Below are 16,244 nucleotides of genomic sequence, written 5' to 3'. Positions count from 1 at the left end.
TAAATTTAATAGCTATTAGCTAATCAGGAATTTAGTTCTGATTGAATCAATTCCGCCACATTGGAAAAAGCCCACCCGCCTGTCGCTAGACCTTGATGCTCTGCGTATAACCAAGCACCACTGCTGACCCAGACCATTTCCTTCCCAATATCCCCCTCTTCAAGCCAACGTTTTACACCTTGCTCAGAGGTACGTTCCGCCACTATGATGATCTGACAGGCACCCATGCCTGCCTGCAGGGACTCAGCTTCTTGCCTATGGGTAACGCCATCCACCAACACAAACCCTCGACCTGATTCTATTACCCACCAAGCCACCAGTTTTGCCATGAGATTGCATTCATCCATATTTACGATGAGCACTTTCTCCTTTGAAGAACGAATGGATTTTGCGCCATTTAGCTTCAATAAAGTGATCTGCTCCGCCAAAGAGGTCATCACATAACGCTTTAATGCCATGTCGTTATTGAGCGATTGCAAGGTAGGAAAAATCCCATTCAATAACAACACATGAAATGGGTACTGCTTAACCGCTTCTTGAAACAGCTGCTCCCAACGTCCCTGAGAAAAGCTTCTAGCCGCCTCCACAAAGGTGTCTTGCCAGCTTCGCCATTGATTCCCCAAGCCCTCAGAGTCTAATGTCTCAGATTCTAAGCTATCCCCTTGACGATCCAATAATGCACGAACCTTGCCCACCGCAACGCCTTGGTTCATCCAATAAAGAATCCGCTCCACCCGCTCTACATCCTTATCTCCATACAATCGATGGCCTTTCTCTGTACGAAAAGGTTTGAGCAATCCATAGCGGCGCTCCCAAGCACGCAAGGTCACAGAGTTGACCCCTGTGCGAGTTGATAACTCCCTAATTGGGAAAAGCACATCAACCTTTTGGACTTGTTGTTCACTCATCTTTACACCAAAAACTTGTACATTATGAAAACTTGTATAAGATAATAATTATACAAGAAATTAATTTGTACAAGAATAATATTTTAAGCATTTGGAGCAAAGACCGCCATGTCAAACGCTATCCCGACAACCTCCCTAGCCATTATTGGTGCTGGCCTCGCTGGTACCAGCATGGCTTATTTCGCCAATCGACAAGGCATTGCAACGACACTCATAGATAAATCTCGTGGTACGGGCGGTCGTGCCGGCAGCAAACGATTAGAACAAGGTAGTGTGGAGCTTGGGGCAAGCATCATTAGTTTTCATGACCCCGACCTAATGGAACTTAGGGACACACTGCTTAACGCAAACGTACTGGCCAGCTGGCAAAGCGGACATGTAGGCGTTCCACGCATGTCTGCTATCAGCCGCTACCTAGCAGGTGACACCCCCTTGATAACACAACAACGTGTACAACATTTAGAACGTCGAGGGGACCATTGGCTGCTGCGAGACGACAAGTACCAACCCATAATCAAAGCTCAAGCACTGGTCATTGCCACCCCTGCTACACAGGCTGCCATGCTGTTGGCTACCGTTCCTAACACCCCTAATCTGTTACTGAATGCCAACCAATCCAGTGCGGCCACTCAACCTCAATGGAGCATGTGGCTACGTACTGAGAAAAGTGATCAAGCACCATTGCAGCTTGTCCCAAATGAAGTACTGCAAACCCTAATCAAGGATTCAGACAAGCCACAACGAATGCAAAGTGAGTTGGACACTTGGGTTATTCAAAGCACCACAACCTGGGGTCAGCAACACATTGACGACGATAAAACCCAAGTGCAGAAAGACATGATCCATGCATTCGAAACCGCCACAGGCCTGACGGCAGTAGAGCAAGGCACGCCCCACCGCTGGTTGCTAGGACGTCAAGCAGTCGTCACTTCCAACAAGCCATTTTTATATGATCCAGCTCTTAAGTTAATCGTCATTGGGGACTGGCTCTGCCAAGGTGATGGCGAAGGTGCCGTATTAAGCGCCAAATTTGCCGCCGACAAAGTGCTATCAAGCATCTCATTTTTATAGAGTCAGGAGAGCACCATGAACGCTAACAACTTTCATCCAGATTTCCTTGATCACAAAATCCCTGTTGGCATCAGCGCTTGCCTACTGGGGGAAAATGTTCGTTTTAATGGCGGTCATAGCCGCTCTACTTATTGCCTAGGGCCCCTTTCAGAACATTTTGATTATCAGAAGTTTTGCCCTGAAGTGGCAGCAGGCTTTGGTACACCTCGACCAACCATGCGATTAGAGGGGGACCCAAATGCTCCTCGACTTACCTTTTCTAACAAGTCTGGCGAGGATCTATCAGATCAATTGAACCAAGCCAACAAACGCTACTTGGACCAGATGCCTGCTTTGGATGGCTATATCGTGATGAAAAACTCCCCATCCTGCGGCCTAGAACGCATCAAGGTGTACCAAAAAAATGGCCACCCTCATATGCAGCGTGTTGCCGGACTGTTTACCCAAGCACTGCAAGAACGCTTTCCGTTGTTGCCGATTGAGGAAGACGGCCGCCTCAACGACCCAGCCCTGCGAGAAAACTTTATCTTGCGAGTGTTTGCCCACCATGAGTTTCGCCACACGGTACAAAACCAACTCTCTATGAAAGCGTTACTGGACTACCACAGTCGTTATAAATACGTTGTTATGGCCCACTCTCAGCCCGCCTACAAGGCCCTTGGAAAACTACTCTCTGGGCAAGAAAAATGCCCTATTGAAGATCTAGCGGAACGCTATTTCCATGATTTCATGCAGGCTATTGGTCGCCCAGCAAAACGCCGTAACCACTGCAATGTTCTCATGCACCTAGTGGGCTACCTCAAGCGCCAAGTAGATGTGGAGATCCGCAAGGACATATTAGACGTAGTAGAGCAGTACCGTCGTGGAGAGGTGAATCTCACTACCCCCACGACACTGCTGTACCACTACCTGAAGCACTACGGCAGTGATTACGTTAAGGCACAGCGCTACTTTGCCCCTTACCCCAAAAAACTTGGCATTAGGAATACGGTGTAACCATGTCAGCAACCCAGTTAGTATGGCTAAGAAACGACCTAAGATTAGCCGATCACCCAGCCATCTATGAAGCTCAACAACAGGGTGACATTGCTCTTGTGGTTTGCTTGACCCCAGGGCAGTGGCAAGAACACAACGAATCAGAGGCAAAATTCGCCCTGCGGGAACAACTCATCGATACGCTGTTTCTGCAAGCTAAATCCCTCAACATTTCCCTGCATGTGTTGCACCTTAAACGCTTCAGCGATTGCGCCAAAGCCATTCCAGCACTGTGCTCAGAACACCATTACCAACAAGTGTGGTGGCAAAATGAATTGCCTGTGCACGAAGCACAAAGAGATGACAAAGTGGCGCAAGCCCTAGAGGAAGGCAAAATTGCTTGCCAAAGACTGGCACCTGACTTGATTGTCCCCACTCCCGTATTGAACCAGCAGAACGGACCGTTCAAGGTTTTTACCCCTTTTTATAAACGTTGGTTGCAGATACTCATCCAGCAATTAAGCAGCCCCTACCCTGAGCCAAAGGCTCAATCTGAAAGCATACATTCCGACCATCAAAGCTTTCGTAGTAAGGACTTTCGCGATGACCTTTGGCCAGCGGATTACCAAGCCATCCGTGAGAAGCTATGGCGTTTTTGCCACAATAAAGAAGCCCAGTATGATGAAGATAGGGACTTCCCTGCCGTTCCTGGCACCAGCCTTCTCTCACCTTATTTAGCCCTGGGAGCAATTGGCCCGAGAGACTGTCTTGAAGCCATCATGTATGTCTCACAACAAAATAATCGTGACTGGCAAGCGAGCGTTTGGCTTAAAGAACTCGCTTGGCGGGATTTCTACAAACAACTCATGGGGCATTTCCCCGATTTATCAAAATCTCTGCCCTTTAAACCTGAAACCCAACAGGTGAGATGGAATGATAGCGAGCAGCTGTTTCAGGCATGGTGCGAAGGCAAGACAGGTTTCCCAATTGTCGATGCCGCCATGCGCCAATTAAACCAAACGGGCTGGATGCATAATCGCCTACGTATGATTACTGCTAGCTTCCTCACTAAGTTACTCTTGATCGACTGGCGTAAGGGGGAAGCCTACTTTATGTCTAAACTTATTGATGGTGAGTTCGCCGCCAACAACGGTGGCTGGCAATGGAGTGCCTCCACTGGCTGTGATGCCGCGCCTTATTTCCGTGTCTTTAATCCTACAAGACAGTCCGAGCGTTTCGATCCAGATGGCGAGTTTATTAAGCGCTTTGTTCCCGAACTTAAACCTCTGTCGGCAAAAGAGATTCACGATCCAGCTCCATCTGTCCGGTCAAAAATTGGCTACCAAGCCCCCATCATTGATTACAAAGCAGCCCGAAAAAAGGCCATTTCCGCGTTCGAGGATTTAAAGTGAATAAAAGCAGCAACTAATATAAGGCATTTGACTTTTTGTCTCAGCACTATTATTTTGAAGTCTAATCATTAGGATTCTGAACATTATTTTGTGACAGGGATTTCCCAACCTCTCTGTAAGCTCTATAATGCGCGCCAAATCTATACCCAACTAAGTGCTGAATAAATTAAGTATGCCCGAATCACAACATTTACATGACGTACTCGTCCACCTACGCCGCATTATCCGCGCCACTGATCTGCAGTCCAAGCGGGTTGTAAAAGCATGTGGCCTGACCATCCCTCAAATCATGGTACTTCGTGCTATCGAAGAGCTGGGAGACGTTACTGTACGTCGTATTTCTGACAATGTTTCTTTGAGCCAAGCCACAGTAACTACGATTCTTAATCGACTAGAAGAGCGAAAGCTGGTTGAACGGGTTCGCGCACAAAAAGACAAGCGTATTGTTAACGCTCGCCTAACGGAGTCTGGCACCGAGATGTTGCTAACAACACCGCCTTTGCTACACGAAAAATTCATTGCTGAATTTGAAGCATTGGATGGCTGGGAACAAACGCAGATGCTATCTTCCCTACAAAGGGTTGCTATGATGATGAATGCAGAAAACCTTGATGCGGCACCTCTGCTTGATATTCATGCCCCGACTACGAGCCACGACAATTACTAGTCACTAGGCAATCGCATAAACCTAAAAAAGGCCGCTAAGCGGCCTTTTTTTATTGTCGATAGAGGGAGAACCCATTACTTCAGATTTAGAACATCCTGCATATCGAACAAACCTGATTTTTTACCTTCTAGCCAAGCGGCTGCACGCACAGCACCTTTTGCAAAAGTCATACGGCTACTGGCTTTATGAACGATTTCAATGCGCTCACCTTCCGTTGCAAACCAAACACTGTGATCGCCTACAACATCCCCTGCACGAATGGTTTCAAAACCGATTTCTTTTTGAGTACGTGGACCAATCTTACCTTCTCGTCCGTACACAGCACACTCGTTCAAGTCGCGGCCTAGAGCCTCTGCAACCACTTCACCCATGCGCAGCGCTGTACCTGATGGAGAATCCACCTTATGACGGTGATGGGCTTCAACGATCTCAACATCGTAGTCATCCCCAAGAATCTCAGCAGCCATGGCCAAGAGTTTCAAGGTTAGGTTAACCCCAACACTCATGTTTGGTGCGAAGACAATAGAAGTTTTCTCTGCCAAAGCATTCAGCTGGTTTTTTTCTTCATCGCTTAGGCCTGTGGTCCCAATCACCACGGCCTTACCCAGCTGGGCACAAGCGGTGGCATTTTGAATAGTCAAACCTGGTGGCGTGAAGTCAATCAACACATCAAAGTCTTCTGCACAGGCTTGGATACTATCCACGGCTGCCACACCTAGCTTACCCACGCCGGCTATTTCACCTGCGTCTGCACCAACTAGGGAGCTACCAGGTCGTAAAATCGCTGCGCCTAACGTGACGCCTTCTGCTTCAGCCGTCGCTTGGATCAAGTATTTCCCCATGCGCCCGGCTGCACCGATCACTGCAATTCGCATTATTCATTATCCTCGACTGAATGTGCGCTGAAAGATACCAAAATTTAGCTCATAACTCAGCTTTAGAAACAAAAAAAGCGGCCTATTGGCCGCTTTATCTTGCTGTGATTGACTAGAAAATCTCATTCGGCGCTAGCTGGAATCCCGAATCACCTTCGGTGAAAAGGTCATCATTCTCGTCTTCACCAAAACCTGGTGGGTACTCAGGCTCAATCACATTCGTCCGTACCAAGTCATTTTGATTGATGACAATTTCTACCCGACGGTTAGTCGCTCGATTGCCAGGCGTATCATTTGGCACCAATGGTCGTGCATCAGCAAAGCCTGTTACAGCAAATCGGCTTTGATCCAACTGTCCTGTAGAAAACAATTCCTCTGCCACAGAGATAGCTCGAGCAGAAGACAACTGCCAGTTGGAGTTAAAACGTGCCGTGTCGATCGGGATATTATCCGTATGCCCTTCCACCGCAATGGAGCCTTTTAACCCCACCAAAACATCTCTCACCATATCAATGATTGGGATAAAGTCGTAATTCAATTCAGCAGAACCAGACTCAAAAGACCCTTTATCCTTCAAGCGAATGGTAATGGTCTGCTCTTGGGTCTCCACTTCAACCGTGCCTTTGGAAACTTCCTCACGGAGGATCGATGCCACCTGCTGTGCGTCTTCTTCAGTCTGCTGGATCTGTTGTTCTCGCTGCAAATCCGCTTGGGACTTGTCCACCGTCATATTTGGCGAGGGCTGCCCCGCACCATCTTGCTCATTCAACTCGGCTGTATCAGGTTTACACATCACTTCCAGAGTATTTTCAGGACGATCGTCTGCCTTTTGTCGCACTTCATTAATAGGCGTTGGTTCTGGTCGACCCGGGCTAAACTCCTGAGCAATGATAGAGGTCCCCATAGGGATGGATTCCGCTTCGATCTGTTTTTGCACACCAAAGGCTTCGCGCATGGAGCCCGCCAGTTGCTTAAACTTCAGCACGTCCATCTCAGCAAAGGACAATAACAGCACAAAGAAACACATCAGCAACGACATCAAGTCGGCGAATGTCCCCATATATGCCGGGAGGCCTTCTATACATTCGGGGCAGTCGTTTTCTTCTTCGTCACTCATTCAGCAAACTTCCAGTTACAGCAAGGCAAAAGATTATTCACGCTCAACACGCTTGCCTTCAGCAAGGTAGGTTTTCAGGGCACCATCCAAGACACGAGGGTTTTGACCCGCTTGAATGGCTAAGAGCGCATCGAGAATAAGCTTTTGGCACAAAAGCTCTTCGTTAGCTCGGTTTTGTAGCTTGGCTTGGATCGGCAAACACACCATGTTTGCCAACATGGCACCATAAAGAGTGGTCAACAAGGCAACCGCCATGGCTGGACCGATCGCTTTCGGGTCATCCATGTTGGCCAACATCTGTACCAGACCCACCAAGGTCCCGATCATCCCCATTGCAGGTCCCGTATCACCAAATGCCTTAAAGATCTTGGCACCGTTATCATGGCGTACAAAGGCCTGATTCATATCCCGCGATAATTGGCTGCGGACAACGGAACCGTCATGACCGTCCACCAACATCTGAATACCTTTGGAGAGAAATGGGTGACTCACCTCTTTACCTTCTAAGGAAAGCAAACCGCCTTTACGCGCCTCATCAGCAAGACCATAGATTTCATCGATCAAAGCATCTACAGGCACGCTTTTAAACATAAACGCTTTAGCAGCCGACTTCCCTGCTCCTAAGAACTGGGAGAGAGGGTATTGCATTAACACAACGAACGTAGAACCAATCAGTACAATCAAGCAGGACGCAGGATCGAGAAACATCCCTGCTGAACCGCCCAAGAAAATGGCCATGATGACGATTACAAAAGCCCCTATGAGGCCAATTAACGTTGCGATATCCACACACGTCTCCTACGAATAAAGCTATAATGCAACTCAATTAAAAATCATTTTAAACAATAACTGGCCCCACGTCCTATGCTGAGGTCACAATTTTGTATACAGAGCGTGACAACACTCGAGAAATAAGCGGAATTCTGTTACAAATTGTAGGTTACCAAAAGAGAAGTATTTATGTCTCGCAAAACCAGTGTCCGTCATTTTGAAGAAAACCTATCTGAATTAGAGAGCATCGTCGCACAACTTGAGTCCAATCAGTTGTCATTAGAAGATGCTCTTAAAGCCTTTGAAAAAGGTGTCAAACTCAGTCAAGACTGTCAGTCCGTATTGACTCAAGCTGAACAAAAAGTCCAAGTACTGCTTGAAACCAACGAAGGCGAACGCCTAGAACCTTTTGATCCGGAATCAGAATAGTGAACTTAGAGCAATTTTCCCAGTATGCTCGGGATCGAGTTGACCAATATTTAGATCAAGCTCTGGATGCCTACCCCCCTGCTGACCACCTTCACCAAGCCATGCGCTACAGTTTATTTAACGGTGGCAAACGGGTACGTCCTATGTTGACCTATGCGGTAGCCGAGCTGTTTGGTGGCGCGAATGCCTTAACAGATGCCAGTGCAGCGGCGGTAGAAAGCATCCATGCCTACTCCCTAATCCACGATGATCTACCGGCCATGGACGATGACAACCTCCGTCGCGGCAAACCGACTTGTCATATTCAATTTGACGAAGCGACGGCTATTCTGGCAGGCGATGCACTACAGACTTTTGCTTTTGAGCTACTTAGCCAGCCAGAGCTGGAGGCGCCGACGGTTCAATTAACCTTAATTCAAACCCTACAAAACGCCTCTGGACGCTTTGGCATGGTCACAGGGCAAATGATTGACCTGTCCAATGTGGACAAGCAGATCGACATCACTGCACTAGAACAAATGCACCGCCACAAAACCGGAGCCTTGATTCGCGCCGCAGTGAAAATGGGGGCGCAAAGTGTTGGCGTCAGCAGCGAATCAGATTTGAATGCGTTAGACGCTTACGCTGCCGCAATTGGCTTGGCCTTCCAAGTTCAAGACGACATTATAGACATCACCAGTGATACCCAAACGCTTGGCAAAAACCAATTTTCAGACGAAGACGCCAACAAGCCTACCTATCCGAAATTACTCGGTTTAGAAGGTGCGCAAGCCTTAGCAAAACGTCTGCACGATGAAGCTGTTGCACAAATTGCCCCATTTGGTGACAAAGCAAGACCATTAGTAGAGCTGGCTAACTATATTATTGCCCGCAACCACTGATATAATTCATCGCTATTTTACGACTCATTGAAGTGACCTTTTGGTGCCCATGTTCGAAACGATACCAACAACGCGTCCCTTGACGCCTTTACTAGATCAAATAGACACGCCTGCGGATTTGCGCGATCTGGATAAAAAAGAGCTCTCAACACTGGTTCGAGAGTTGCGCTCATTCATGCTTTACAGCGTCGGCCAAACGGGCGGTCATTTTGGCGCTGGACTTGGCGTAATTGAGTTAACTGTCGCCTTGCATTATGTCTTCAACACACCAGAAGATCGAATCGTATGGGATGTGGGTCATCAGGCCTACCCTCACAAAATTCTAACGGGACGTAGGGACGCACTCCTTACCATTCGCCAAGAAGGCGGTATTTCAGGCTTCCCTAAACGGGAAGAAAGTGAATTCGACACGTTCGGCGTTGGTCATTCTAGTACGTCCATTGGTGCCGCACTGGGTATGGCCCTAGCGGCTCGTCAACTAGACACAGGACGTAAAGCGGTCGCCATCATTGGTGATGGCGCTATGTCTGCTGGTATGGCCTTCGAAGCACTTAACCACGCAGGCGACGTGGAAGCCGACATGCTGGTGATTTTGAATGACAACGAAATGTCCATTTCTAAGCCTGTAGGCGCCCTATCTAGTTCCCTTGCACGAATTTGGGCCAGCAAGACTTACGAAAACATCCGCGAAGGAGGCCGTAAGGTTTTCTCTGGCTTACCTTCTGCGTTAGAGCTGGCTCGTAAAGCTGAAGAACATATGAAAGGTATGGTGGCTCCAGGCACCATGTTTGAAGAGTTAGGCTTTAATTATATTGGCCCGATCGATGGACACGACGTAGAACTCTTGACCCAAACCCTAAATAACCTTAAGGATCGCAAAGGCCCCCAGTTCCTCCATGTGATCACCAAAAAAGGCAAAGGCTTTGAACCAGCCGAAGGGGACCCCATTGGCTACCACGCCATTAACAAAGTGGAGCCAGATCCAAAGCCGTCCAATGAGTCCAAAGCTCCAACTCCCCCAAAATACAGCAATGTTTTTGGCCGCTGGGTATGTGACGCAGCAGAGCAAGATGAAAAATTGGTGGCTATTACCCCAGCCATGAAAGAAGGCTCAGACCTAATTGAGTTCGCAGACAGCTACCCCACTCGCTACTTTGACGTGGCGATTGCCGAGCAACATGCGGTGACCTTGGCGGCAGGTATGGCCTGCGATGGTCTAAAGCCTGTTGTAGCCATTTATTCGACCTTCTTACAGCGTGCCTACGATCAACTCATCCATGATGTTGCCCTGCAAAATCTCGATGTTTTATTTGCGATTGATCGAGCAGGCCTAGTCGGTGAAGACGGACCAACACATGCGGGAGCTTACGATTTAAGCTACTTACGCTGTATTCCAAACATGATTGCTATGGCGCCTTCAGACGAAGCAGAGTGTCGCGCTATGCTGCAAACCGGCTACGCCCATCAAGGCCCTGCTGCCGTACGCTACCCCCGTGGAACAGGACGTGGTGCTGTTATCAGCCCTAACCTTGAAACCCTAGAAATTGGACAATCCCGCACCCTTCGAGAAGGCCAGAGTGGCATTGTAATCTGCGGTTTTGGTCGACCTACTTTTGATGCACAACAGGCTGCCGAAGCCTTGGACGCAACGCTTATAGATATGCGCTTTGTTAAACCTCTGGATGAAGCCGCACTGCTGCAGCATAAAGAGGCCAAGCTGTTTGTAACAGTAGAAGAAAACGCCATCATGGGTGGCGCGGGCTCAGGAGTCAGTGAATTCTTACAAAGCCAGCACATCTGCACCCCTGTACTTCATTTGGGACTACCTGATCAATATGAAGAACATGCTAGCCATAGCGCAATGCTGAAGCGTATTGGCCTTGATGCAGAGGGTATTCAAAAAGCCATCGAAACTAAACTTTCTGCGATCTAACTGTTTAGCTTGGACAAAGCAAACGTTCACAAAAAAGGCGCCGAGGCGCCTTTTTTAGTGGGATATGATCAGCTGACCACACTTATTTAAGTGCTGAGATCAATGCCGCCATCTCTTCATCTGTGCCGATGGTAATACGCAAGTAGTTGCCAATTCTTGGCTTATTACCAAAGTAACGAACAAGAATCCCCTGCTCTTTTAGATTTAAGTATAACGCTTCGGCACTACGCTCAGGATGGGTCACAAACACAAAGTTTGTCGCAGATGGCAACACCTCAAAACCTAACTTTTCTAGCTCGGTTACCGCCCAGCTTCGAGTAGCAATGGTTTTGTCACAGATGTCTTGGAGGTACTTTCCATCTTCTACCGCAGCCGTGGCGCCCGCTAAGGCGATACGATCAATCGGGTAGGAGTTAAATGAGTTTTTCAGACGTTCTAGCCCATCAATCAGGTCAGGGTGACCGATGGCGTAGCCTACACGAATCCCAGCCAAAGCACGGGATTTAGAGAAGGTCTGTACCACTAACAGATTGGGATACTGATCCACTAAGGTCACTGCACTTTCGGCACCAAAGTCCACATAGGCTTCATCTACTAACACCACCACATCTGGGTTTGCCTGCAAAATCTTTTCAATGTCAGACAAAGGCAGCGCTTTACCCGTTGGCGCATTCGGGTTGGTGACCACCACCCCAGACACATCTAAGTTCTCGTAGTCAGATGGGGCAATATCAAACGTATCTGTTAGAGGAATGAGCTGCGGCTTAATGTCATATAGATTCGCGTACACCTTATAAAAGCTGTAGGTAATGTCGGCAAACGCAAGGGGCTTATCCCCCGTGAAGTAGCCCATAAACGCCAGCGCCAACACCTCATCAGAGCCATTCCCAACAAATACTTGGTTTGGCTTAACCGAATAAGTGGTGGCTAAAGCGTTTTTCAAAGTCTGACAGTTTGGATCTGGGTAAAGGCGAAGCTTTTCGCTCACTTGTTCCGTCATGGCTGCCAACGCCTTCGGCGATGGGCTGTATGGGCTTTCGTTAGTATTTAGCTTAATGTACTGCTTATCTTGTGGCTGTTCCCCTGGTACATATGGGTCAAGGGAAGCGATCTTATCTGTCCAGAAACGGCTCATTCTCTTAGCTCCTACGCTGCCCCTATTATTAGGCAGTGCATCGTTACAATCACAACAAAATAAGGCCTCTATTGAGGCCTTATACATATTACTTTGATCAGTTCACTATCCGGCCTCGGACTAGTCCTGAGGGCGCATATGTGGGAACAACAATACGTCACGGATTGACGGCGCATCGGTGAACAACATCACCAAGCGGTCGATACCAATACCTTCACCCGCAGTCGGTGGTAGGCCGTACTCTAGAGCGTTGATGTAATCAGCGTCGTAGTGCATGGCTTCGTCATCACCTGCATCTTTCTCTTCTACCTGACGACGGAAACGTGCCGCTTGGTCTTCTGAGTCATTAAGCTCCGAGAAGCCGTTTGCGATTTCACGACCACCGACAAAGAATTCAAAGCGATCAGTAATGAACTCATTGTCATCGTTACGACGGGCTAGAGGCGATACTTCTGCTGGGTATTCAGTAATGAAGGTCGGCTGATCCAATTTATGCTCAGCGGTTTCTTCAAAAATTTCCGTCCAAAGCTTACCTAGCCCCCAGATTGGCTTAACATCAATTTTCAGTTTCTTAGCCACTTCTGTTGCCTTTTCCACCGAATCCAAATCTTCCGCAGTCAACTCAGGGTTGTAGTGCAGAATAGACTCCAGCATGGTCATGCGGACAAATGGCGCACCAAAGTCATACTCAGAACCTTGGTAAGTCACTTTAGTCGTACCTAGAACCTTCTCAGCCACTGTGCGTAGCATGTCTTCGGTTAGATCCATTAGATCTTTGTAATCCGCATAGGCTTGGTAGAATTCGATCATAGTGAATTCAGGATTGTGTCGAGTAGATACGCCTTCGTTACGGAAGTTACGGTTAATCTCGAACACACGCTCAAAACCACCTACCACCAAACGCTTCAAGTAAAGCTCTGGGGCAATACGCAAGAACATGCTCATGTCCATGGCATTGTGATGTGTCACAAATGGACGTGCAGAAGCACCACCTGGGATGGTTTGCAGCATTGGCGTTTCCACTTCCATGAAGCGACGATCTTCTAGAAAACGACGAATCGTTGAAATGATTTTAGAACGCACTTGGAAGGTTTCGCGAGACTCTTGGTTTACGATCAAATCAACGTAACGCTGACGGTAGCGCATTTCCATGTCGGCTAGACCATGGTGTTTGTCAGGCAATGGACGCAAAGATTTAGTGAGCAATTGGGCTTCTTGCATGTCAATGTACAAGTCACCTTTACCAGATTTGTGCACTGGACCGCTCACACCAATGATGTCACCAAGGTCCCAAGTTTTCTGCTCAGCCAACAGCTCAGGAGACAAGGCTTTGCGGTTTACATAGGCTTGAATTTGACCAGTCATGTCTTGAAGCAACATGAAAGCACCACGGTTACGAACGATACGACCTGCAATGCTGACCTTATGATCTTTTTCTTCCAAGGCTGCCTTTTCTAGCTCACCAAATTCAGCCTGTAGATCAGCGGCGTAGGCGTCACGGCGAAAAGTATTTGGGAAAGCATTACGCTCAGCGCGAATCGCTTCTAGCTTGGCACGACGCTCAGCCACTAAACGGTTATCTTCAGTATTTGCGACTGCTTCGTTTTGAGTTTCGTTAGACATGATGTGTTTATCTACTCTTTAAAAATAAGTTTAGTGCTTTAGAGGCCTTGCTTAAGGCTCGCAACGATAAATTGATCCAAATTACCATCTAGGACGGCACCTGTATTGGACGTTTCTACGCTAGTGCGTAGGTCTTTAATGCGAGAGGCATCCAACACATAGGAACGGATCTGGCTTCCCCAACCGATATCAGACTTATTGTCTTCTAACGCCTGAGCGGCTTCCGAGCGCTTTTGCATTTCCATTTCATATAATTTTGCACGCAACTGCTTCATGGCGAAGTCACGGTTAGCATGCTGAGAGCGTTGATTCTGACATTGCACCACAATGCCCGATGGCACGTGGGTAATACGCACCGCAGAGTCAGTAGTGTTAACGTGCTGACCACCCGCTCCGGATGAACGGTAAGTGTCAGTACGTAAATCTGCAGGGTTAATATCGATTTCCACGTTGTCATCAATTTCTGGTGAAACGAACACAGAAGCAAATGACGTATGACGACGGTTGCCCGAGTCAAATGGCGATTTACGTACTAAACGATGTACACCCGTCTCGGTGCGCAACCAACCAAAGGCGTATTCCCCTTCAAAACGAACGGTTGCAGACTTGATACCAGCCACTTCCCCAGCGGATACCTCAATCAAATCCACTTTGAAACCTTTGTCCTCACCCCAACGCAAATACATGCGCAGCAGCATATTGGCCCAATCTTGTGCTTCGGTGCCACCGGAACCTGCTTGAATATCCAAGAAGGCATGGTTTGGGTCCATTTCCTGAGAAAACATACGTCGGAACTCAAGAGTCGCTAACTGACTTTCCAGATCCTCTAACTCAAGTTGAACGGCTTCTACCGAGTCTTCGTCTTTTTCTTCAACCGCCATATCCAATAAGACAGAAGCATCCTCTAGGCCCGCTTCCATGTTATCGATTGTGGTGACGACATTTTCTAGGGACGCCCGCTCTTTACCCAATTTTTGAGCATAGTCAGGGTCATTCCAAACATCAGGATCTTCTAATTCGCGGCTAACTTCTTCGAGTCGTTCTTGCTTTACATCGTAGTCAAAGATACCCCCGAAGCACTTTCGTACGTTCAGTCAGGTCTTTGATCTTTAAAAGTATCGGATTTATTTCCATTTTTTCGTCAATTTGCTATAAATTTTCAGTGGATTTAAGTAATCGCCAATTGTAACGAATTTACCTGCGGCATAAAATGTATTCGTTGCGAAAATAATGGAAATTCAATTCATTAAGCGCCTATCGGGCTGTCGGAGATATCATGGAAAAGCCAACTGTTGCTGTCGACATTCTGGGCAAGTCGTTCAATATCAATTGCCCTAAAGGTCACGAAGCAGAATTAAAAGAAGCTGCAGAATACCTGAATAACCAAATGCGCGAATTACGAGCAAGCGGAAAAGTCATCGGTCTTGAAAAAATTGCCATCATTGCGGCTTTAAACTTGTCCCATGATTTGCTAGCAAGTCGACGTTACGCACGCAATAATGAACAGCAATTGCGTGAGCTAACCTCGCAACTAGACTCAGCTCTTGGTCAGCACAGCAAAGTGGGTTAAGCCTGCTTAATGTTTGTTCAAGCAAGCTAAAATAAGATTTTTTTACACGAAAAATCTTCATGCAGCTAAAAACCTCCGTTTTTTAGTCGGGTGATTTTTCGCGACATCTCCCCTATAATGGCTGTGTTTCCTGGGTTGTTCGAAGCGGCTTAACGCCCTTGAGCCTATGAGCAATACCCCGGAATGAGCCTGTAGGTTCGGTGAGCATGTCCGTGCGACGGAAAGCCTAAAGACCCTCAGTGATTTCCACCTTGAACCACTGGGTTCAAGGCCAATAGCCGAAACGGCAACTTGGGAAACCCTTTTTTATGTCTTCTGATCGACAATCTCTTCGCAGCGAACTTCGCCTTAGACGACAGCAACTTTCCGATAGAGAACAAGATGCCGCAGCGTCTGCCTTATTAGACGTACTGCGCAGTCAAGTTCCCCTTCAAAGCAATGACAAAGTCGCCCTATACCTTGCTAATGATGGGGAAATCTCACCTGCTGACCTGTGCCAATGGTGCTGGCAGCAGAATATTCAAGTTTACCTTCCCGTACTGGATGGCAAAGCCCTTGTTTTCGCTCGTTATGAGCAAGACTCTGACTGGCAAAAGAATCGCTTTGGTATTTTGGAGCCTATTGACCCGAATCCCATTACGGGAGCGGACTTAGATTGGGTCTTTATGCCCTTAGTCGGATTCGATCAAAAAGGTGATCGCCTAGGCATGGGGGGTGGTTTCTATGATCGAACCTTTGAACATAAAGCCGCCACCACAAAACTCATTGGCTTAGCCCATGATTGCCAAGAGGTCCCTCTATTACCTACGGCCTCCTGGGATGTTCCCCTGTCGGGAATCTTAACGCCCACTCGGTTCATTAACTGCGAGCGCTAGAC

16 protein-coding genes and 1 other RNA gene are annotated in these 16,244 nt (G+C 47.8%); 10 read left to right on the top strand and 7 right to left on the bottom strand.

The window, feature by feature from the left end:
• Positions 1-23 precede the first annotated feature (23 nt).
• Complete coding sequence (locus ACFQ45_RS02385) at positions 24-908, bottom strand: MerR family transcriptional regulator (protein WP_377364935.1); 885 nt, start codon at positions 906-908, stop codon at positions 24-26.
• Between the two features lie 108 nt (positions 909-1,016).
• Here ACFQ45_RS02385 and ACFQ45_RS02380 point away from each other — a divergent pair, with 108 nt between their 5' ends.
• The 4 genes from ACFQ45_RS02380 to ACFQ45_RS02365 all read left to right on the top strand — a co-directional run bounded on the left by ACFQ45_RS02380 (position 1,017) and on the right by ACFQ45_RS02365 (position 5,033).
• Positions 1,017-1,979 carry an NAD(P)/FAD-dependent oxidoreductase gene (locus ACFQ45_RS02380; protein ID WP_377364933.1) on the top strand — a complete coding sequence of 321 codons (963 nt, stop codon included), beginning with the start codon at positions 1,017-1,019 and terminating at the stop codon, positions 1,977-1,979.
• A 15-nt stretch (positions 1,980-1,994) separates the two neighbouring features.
• Entirely contained in the window at positions 1,995-2,975 is a 981-nt protein-coding gene (locus tag ACFQ45_RS02375) for a YbgA family protein (RefSeq protein ID WP_377364931.1), read from the top strand.
• Between the two features lie 2 nt (positions 2,976-2,977).
• A complete protein-coding gene (locus ACFQ45_RS02370; RefSeq protein WP_377364929.1) occupies positions 2,978-4,366 on the top strand; it encodes a cryptochrome/photolyase family protein in 1,389 nt (462 codons plus the stop codon).
• 172 nt (positions 4,367-4,538) lie between these two features.
• Positions 4,539-5,033, top strand: coding sequence for a MarR family winged helix-turn-helix transcriptional regulator (locus tag ACFQ45_RS02365; protein ID WP_377364927.1), 495 nt, complete (start codon positions 4,539-4,541; stop codon positions 5,031-5,033).
• Between the two features lie 74 nt (positions 5,034-5,107).
• On the opposite strand, the gene dapB is transcribed toward ACFQ45_RS02365, so the two are convergent.
• The 3 genes from dapB to pomA all read right to left on the bottom strand — a co-directional run bounded on the left by dapB (position 5,108) and on the right by pomA (position 7,814).
• Positions 5,108-5,908, bottom strand: coding sequence for a 4-hydroxy-tetrahydrodipicolinate reductase (gene dapB, locus ACFQ45_RS02360; protein WP_377364926.1), 801 nt, complete (start codon positions 5,906-5,908; stop codon positions 5,108-5,110).
• A 112-nt stretch (positions 5,909-6,020) separates the two neighbouring features.
• Complete coding sequence (locus ACFQ45_RS02355; RefSeq protein ID WP_377364924.1) at positions 6,021-7,025, bottom strand: flagellar motor protein MotB; 1,005 nt, start codon at positions 7,023-7,025, stop codon at positions 6,021-6,023.
• A 33-nt stretch (positions 7,026-7,058) separates the two neighbouring features.
• Positions 7,059-7,814 carry a flagellar motor protein PomA gene (pomA, locus tag ACFQ45_RS02350; protein ID WP_377364922.1) on the bottom strand — a complete coding sequence of 252 codons (756 nt, stop codon included), beginning with the start codon at positions 7,812-7,814 and terminating at the stop codon, positions 7,059-7,061.
• A gap of 171 nt (positions 7,815-7,985) precedes the next feature.
• On the opposite strand from pomA, the gene ACFQ45_RS02345 reads away from it, so the two are divergent.
• From ACFQ45_RS02345 to dxs, 3 genes are read left to right on the top strand one after another with little or no spacing between them, the layout of a single operon-like run.
• A complete protein-coding gene (locus tag ACFQ45_RS02345) occupies positions 7,986-8,225 on the top strand; it encodes an exodeoxyribonuclease VII small subunit (RefSeq protein WP_377364920.1) in 240 nt (79 codons plus the stop codon).
• The gene (ispA, locus tag ACFQ45_RS02340) at positions 8,225-9,106 is read left to right on the top strand and encodes a (2E,6E)-farnesyl diphosphate synthase (protein WP_377364918.1); all 882 of its coding nucleotides are present in this window, start codon (positions 8,225-8,227) and stop codon (positions 9,104-9,106) included. Before ACFQ45_RS02345 ends, ispA begins: the two co-directional genes overlap by 1 nt.
• 49 nt (positions 9,107-9,155) lie before the next feature.
• Positions 9,156-11,039 carry a 1-deoxy-D-xylulose-5-phosphate synthase gene (gene dxs / locus ACFQ45_RS02335; RefSeq protein ID WP_377364916.1) on the top strand — a complete coding sequence of 628 codons (1,884 nt, stop codon included), beginning with the start codon at positions 9,156-9,158 and terminating at the stop codon, positions 11,037-11,039.
• An 82-nt stretch (positions 11,040-11,121) separates the two neighbouring features.
• On the opposite strand, the gene hisC is transcribed toward dxs, so the two are convergent.
• The 3 genes from hisC to prfB all read right to left on the bottom strand — a co-directional run bounded on the left by hisC (position 11,122) and on the right by prfB (position 14,931).
• Positions 11,122-12,174, bottom strand: coding sequence for a histidinol-phosphate transaminase (hisC, locus tag ACFQ45_RS02330; RefSeq protein WP_377364914.1), 1,053 nt, complete (start codon positions 12,172-12,174; stop codon positions 11,122-11,124).
• Between the two features lie 120 nt (positions 12,175-12,294).
• Complete coding sequence (gene lysS / locus ACFQ45_RS02325; protein ID WP_377364912.1) at positions 12,295-13,797, bottom strand: lysine--tRNA ligase; 1,503 nt, start codon at positions 13,795-13,797, stop codon at positions 12,295-12,297.
• A gap of 38 nt (positions 13,798-13,835) precedes the next feature.
• Positions 13,836-14,931, bottom strand: a protein-coding gene (gene prfB, locus ACFQ45_RS02320; RefSeq protein WP_377364910.1) for a peptide chain release factor 2 whose coding sequence is annotated in 2 segments (ribosomal slippage) — positions 13,836-14,858 and positions 14,860-14,931 — 1,095 coding nt in all. Because the reading frame shifts where the segments join, the coding sequence is not laid out codon by codon here.
• A 142-nt stretch (positions 14,932-15,073) separates the two neighbouring features.
• Here prfB and ACFQ45_RS02315 point away from each other — a divergent pair.
• From ACFQ45_RS02315 to ACFQ45_RS02305, 3 genes are all read left to right on the top strand, one after another.
• On the top strand, positions 15,074-15,367 hold the full coding sequence (locus tag ACFQ45_RS02315; RefSeq protein WP_377364909.1) for a cell division protein ZapA: 294 nt from the start codon (positions 15,074-15,076) through the stop codon (positions 15,365-15,367).
• Between the two features lie 124 nt (positions 15,368-15,491).
• Positions 15,492-15,669, top strand: a non-coding RNA gene (gene ssrS, locus ACFQ45_RS02310) — 6S RNA.
• 6 nt (positions 15,670-15,675) lie between these two features.
• Positions 15,676-16,242, top strand: a complete 567-nt coding sequence (locus tag ACFQ45_RS02305) for a 5-formyltetrahydrofolate cyclo-ligase (protein WP_377364907.1) — start codon at positions 15,676-15,678, stop codon at positions 16,240-16,242.
• The last annotated feature ends 2 nt before the right edge of the window (positions 16,243-16,244 follow it).

It is taken from the genome of Rhodanobacter aciditrophus (genome assembly GCF_042679525.1).
Lineage (GTDB): Bacteria > Pseudomonadota > Gammaproteobacteria > Pseudomonadales > Marinomonadaceae > Marinomonas > Marinomonas aciditrophus.
This window is presented reverse-complemented; position numbering and strand designations above follow the sequence as displayed.

What these genes read in the sequence shown, in the direction of transcription:
- ACFQ45_RS02385 (WP_377364935.1), bottom strand. Translation starts at nt 908, where the DNA reads ATGAGTGAACAACAAGTCCAAAAGGTTGATGTGCTTTTCCCAATTAGG.
- ACFQ45_RS02380 (WP_377364933.1), top strand. Translation starts at nt 1,017, where the DNA reads ATGTCAAACGCTATCCCGACAACCTCCCTAGCCATTATTGGTGCTGGC.
- ACFQ45_RS02375 (WP_377364931.1), top strand. Translation starts at nt 1,995, where the DNA reads ATGAACGCTAACAACTTTCATCCAGATTTCCTTGATCACAAAATCCCT.
- ACFQ45_RS02370 (WP_377364929.1), top strand. Translation starts at nt 2,978, where the DNA reads ATGTCAGCAACCCAGTTAGTATGGCTAAGAAACGACCTAAGATTAGCC.
- ACFQ45_RS02365 (WP_377364927.1), top strand. Translation starts at nt 4,539, where the DNA reads ATGCCCGAATCACAACATTTACATGACGTACTCGTCCACCTACGCCGC.
- dapB (WP_377364926.1), bottom strand. Translation starts at nt 5,908, where the DNA reads ATGCGAATTGCAGTGATCGGTGCAGCCGGGCGCATGGGGAAATACTTG.
- ACFQ45_RS02355 (WP_377364924.1), bottom strand. Translation starts at nt 7,025, where the DNA reads ATGAGTGACGAAGAAGAAAACGACTGCCCCGAATGTATAGAAGGCCTC.
- ACFQ45_RS02345 (WP_377364920.1), top strand. Translation starts at nt 7,986, where the DNA reads ATGTCTCGCAAAACCAGTGTCCGTCATTTTGAAGAAAACCTATCTGAA.
- dxs (WP_377364916.1), top strand. Translation starts at nt 9,156, where the DNA reads ATGTTCGAAACGATACCAACAACGCGTCCCTTGACGCCTTTACTAGAT.
- hisC (WP_377364914.1), bottom strand. Translation starts at nt 12,174, where the DNA reads ATGAGCCGTTTCTGGACAGATAAGATCGCTTCCCTTGACCCATATGTA.
- lysS (WP_377364912.1), bottom strand. Translation starts at nt 13,797, where the DNA reads ATGTCTAACGAAACTCAAAACGAAGCAGTCGCAAATACTGAAGATAAC.
- ACFQ45_RS02315 (WP_377364909.1), top strand. Translation starts at nt 15,074, where the DNA reads ATGGAAAAGCCAACTGTTGCTGTCGACATTCTGGGCAAGTCGTTCAAT.
- ACFQ45_RS02305 (WP_377364907.1), top strand. Translation starts at nt 15,676, where the DNA reads ATGTCTTCTGATCGACAATCTCTTCGCAGCGAACTTCGCCTTAGACGA.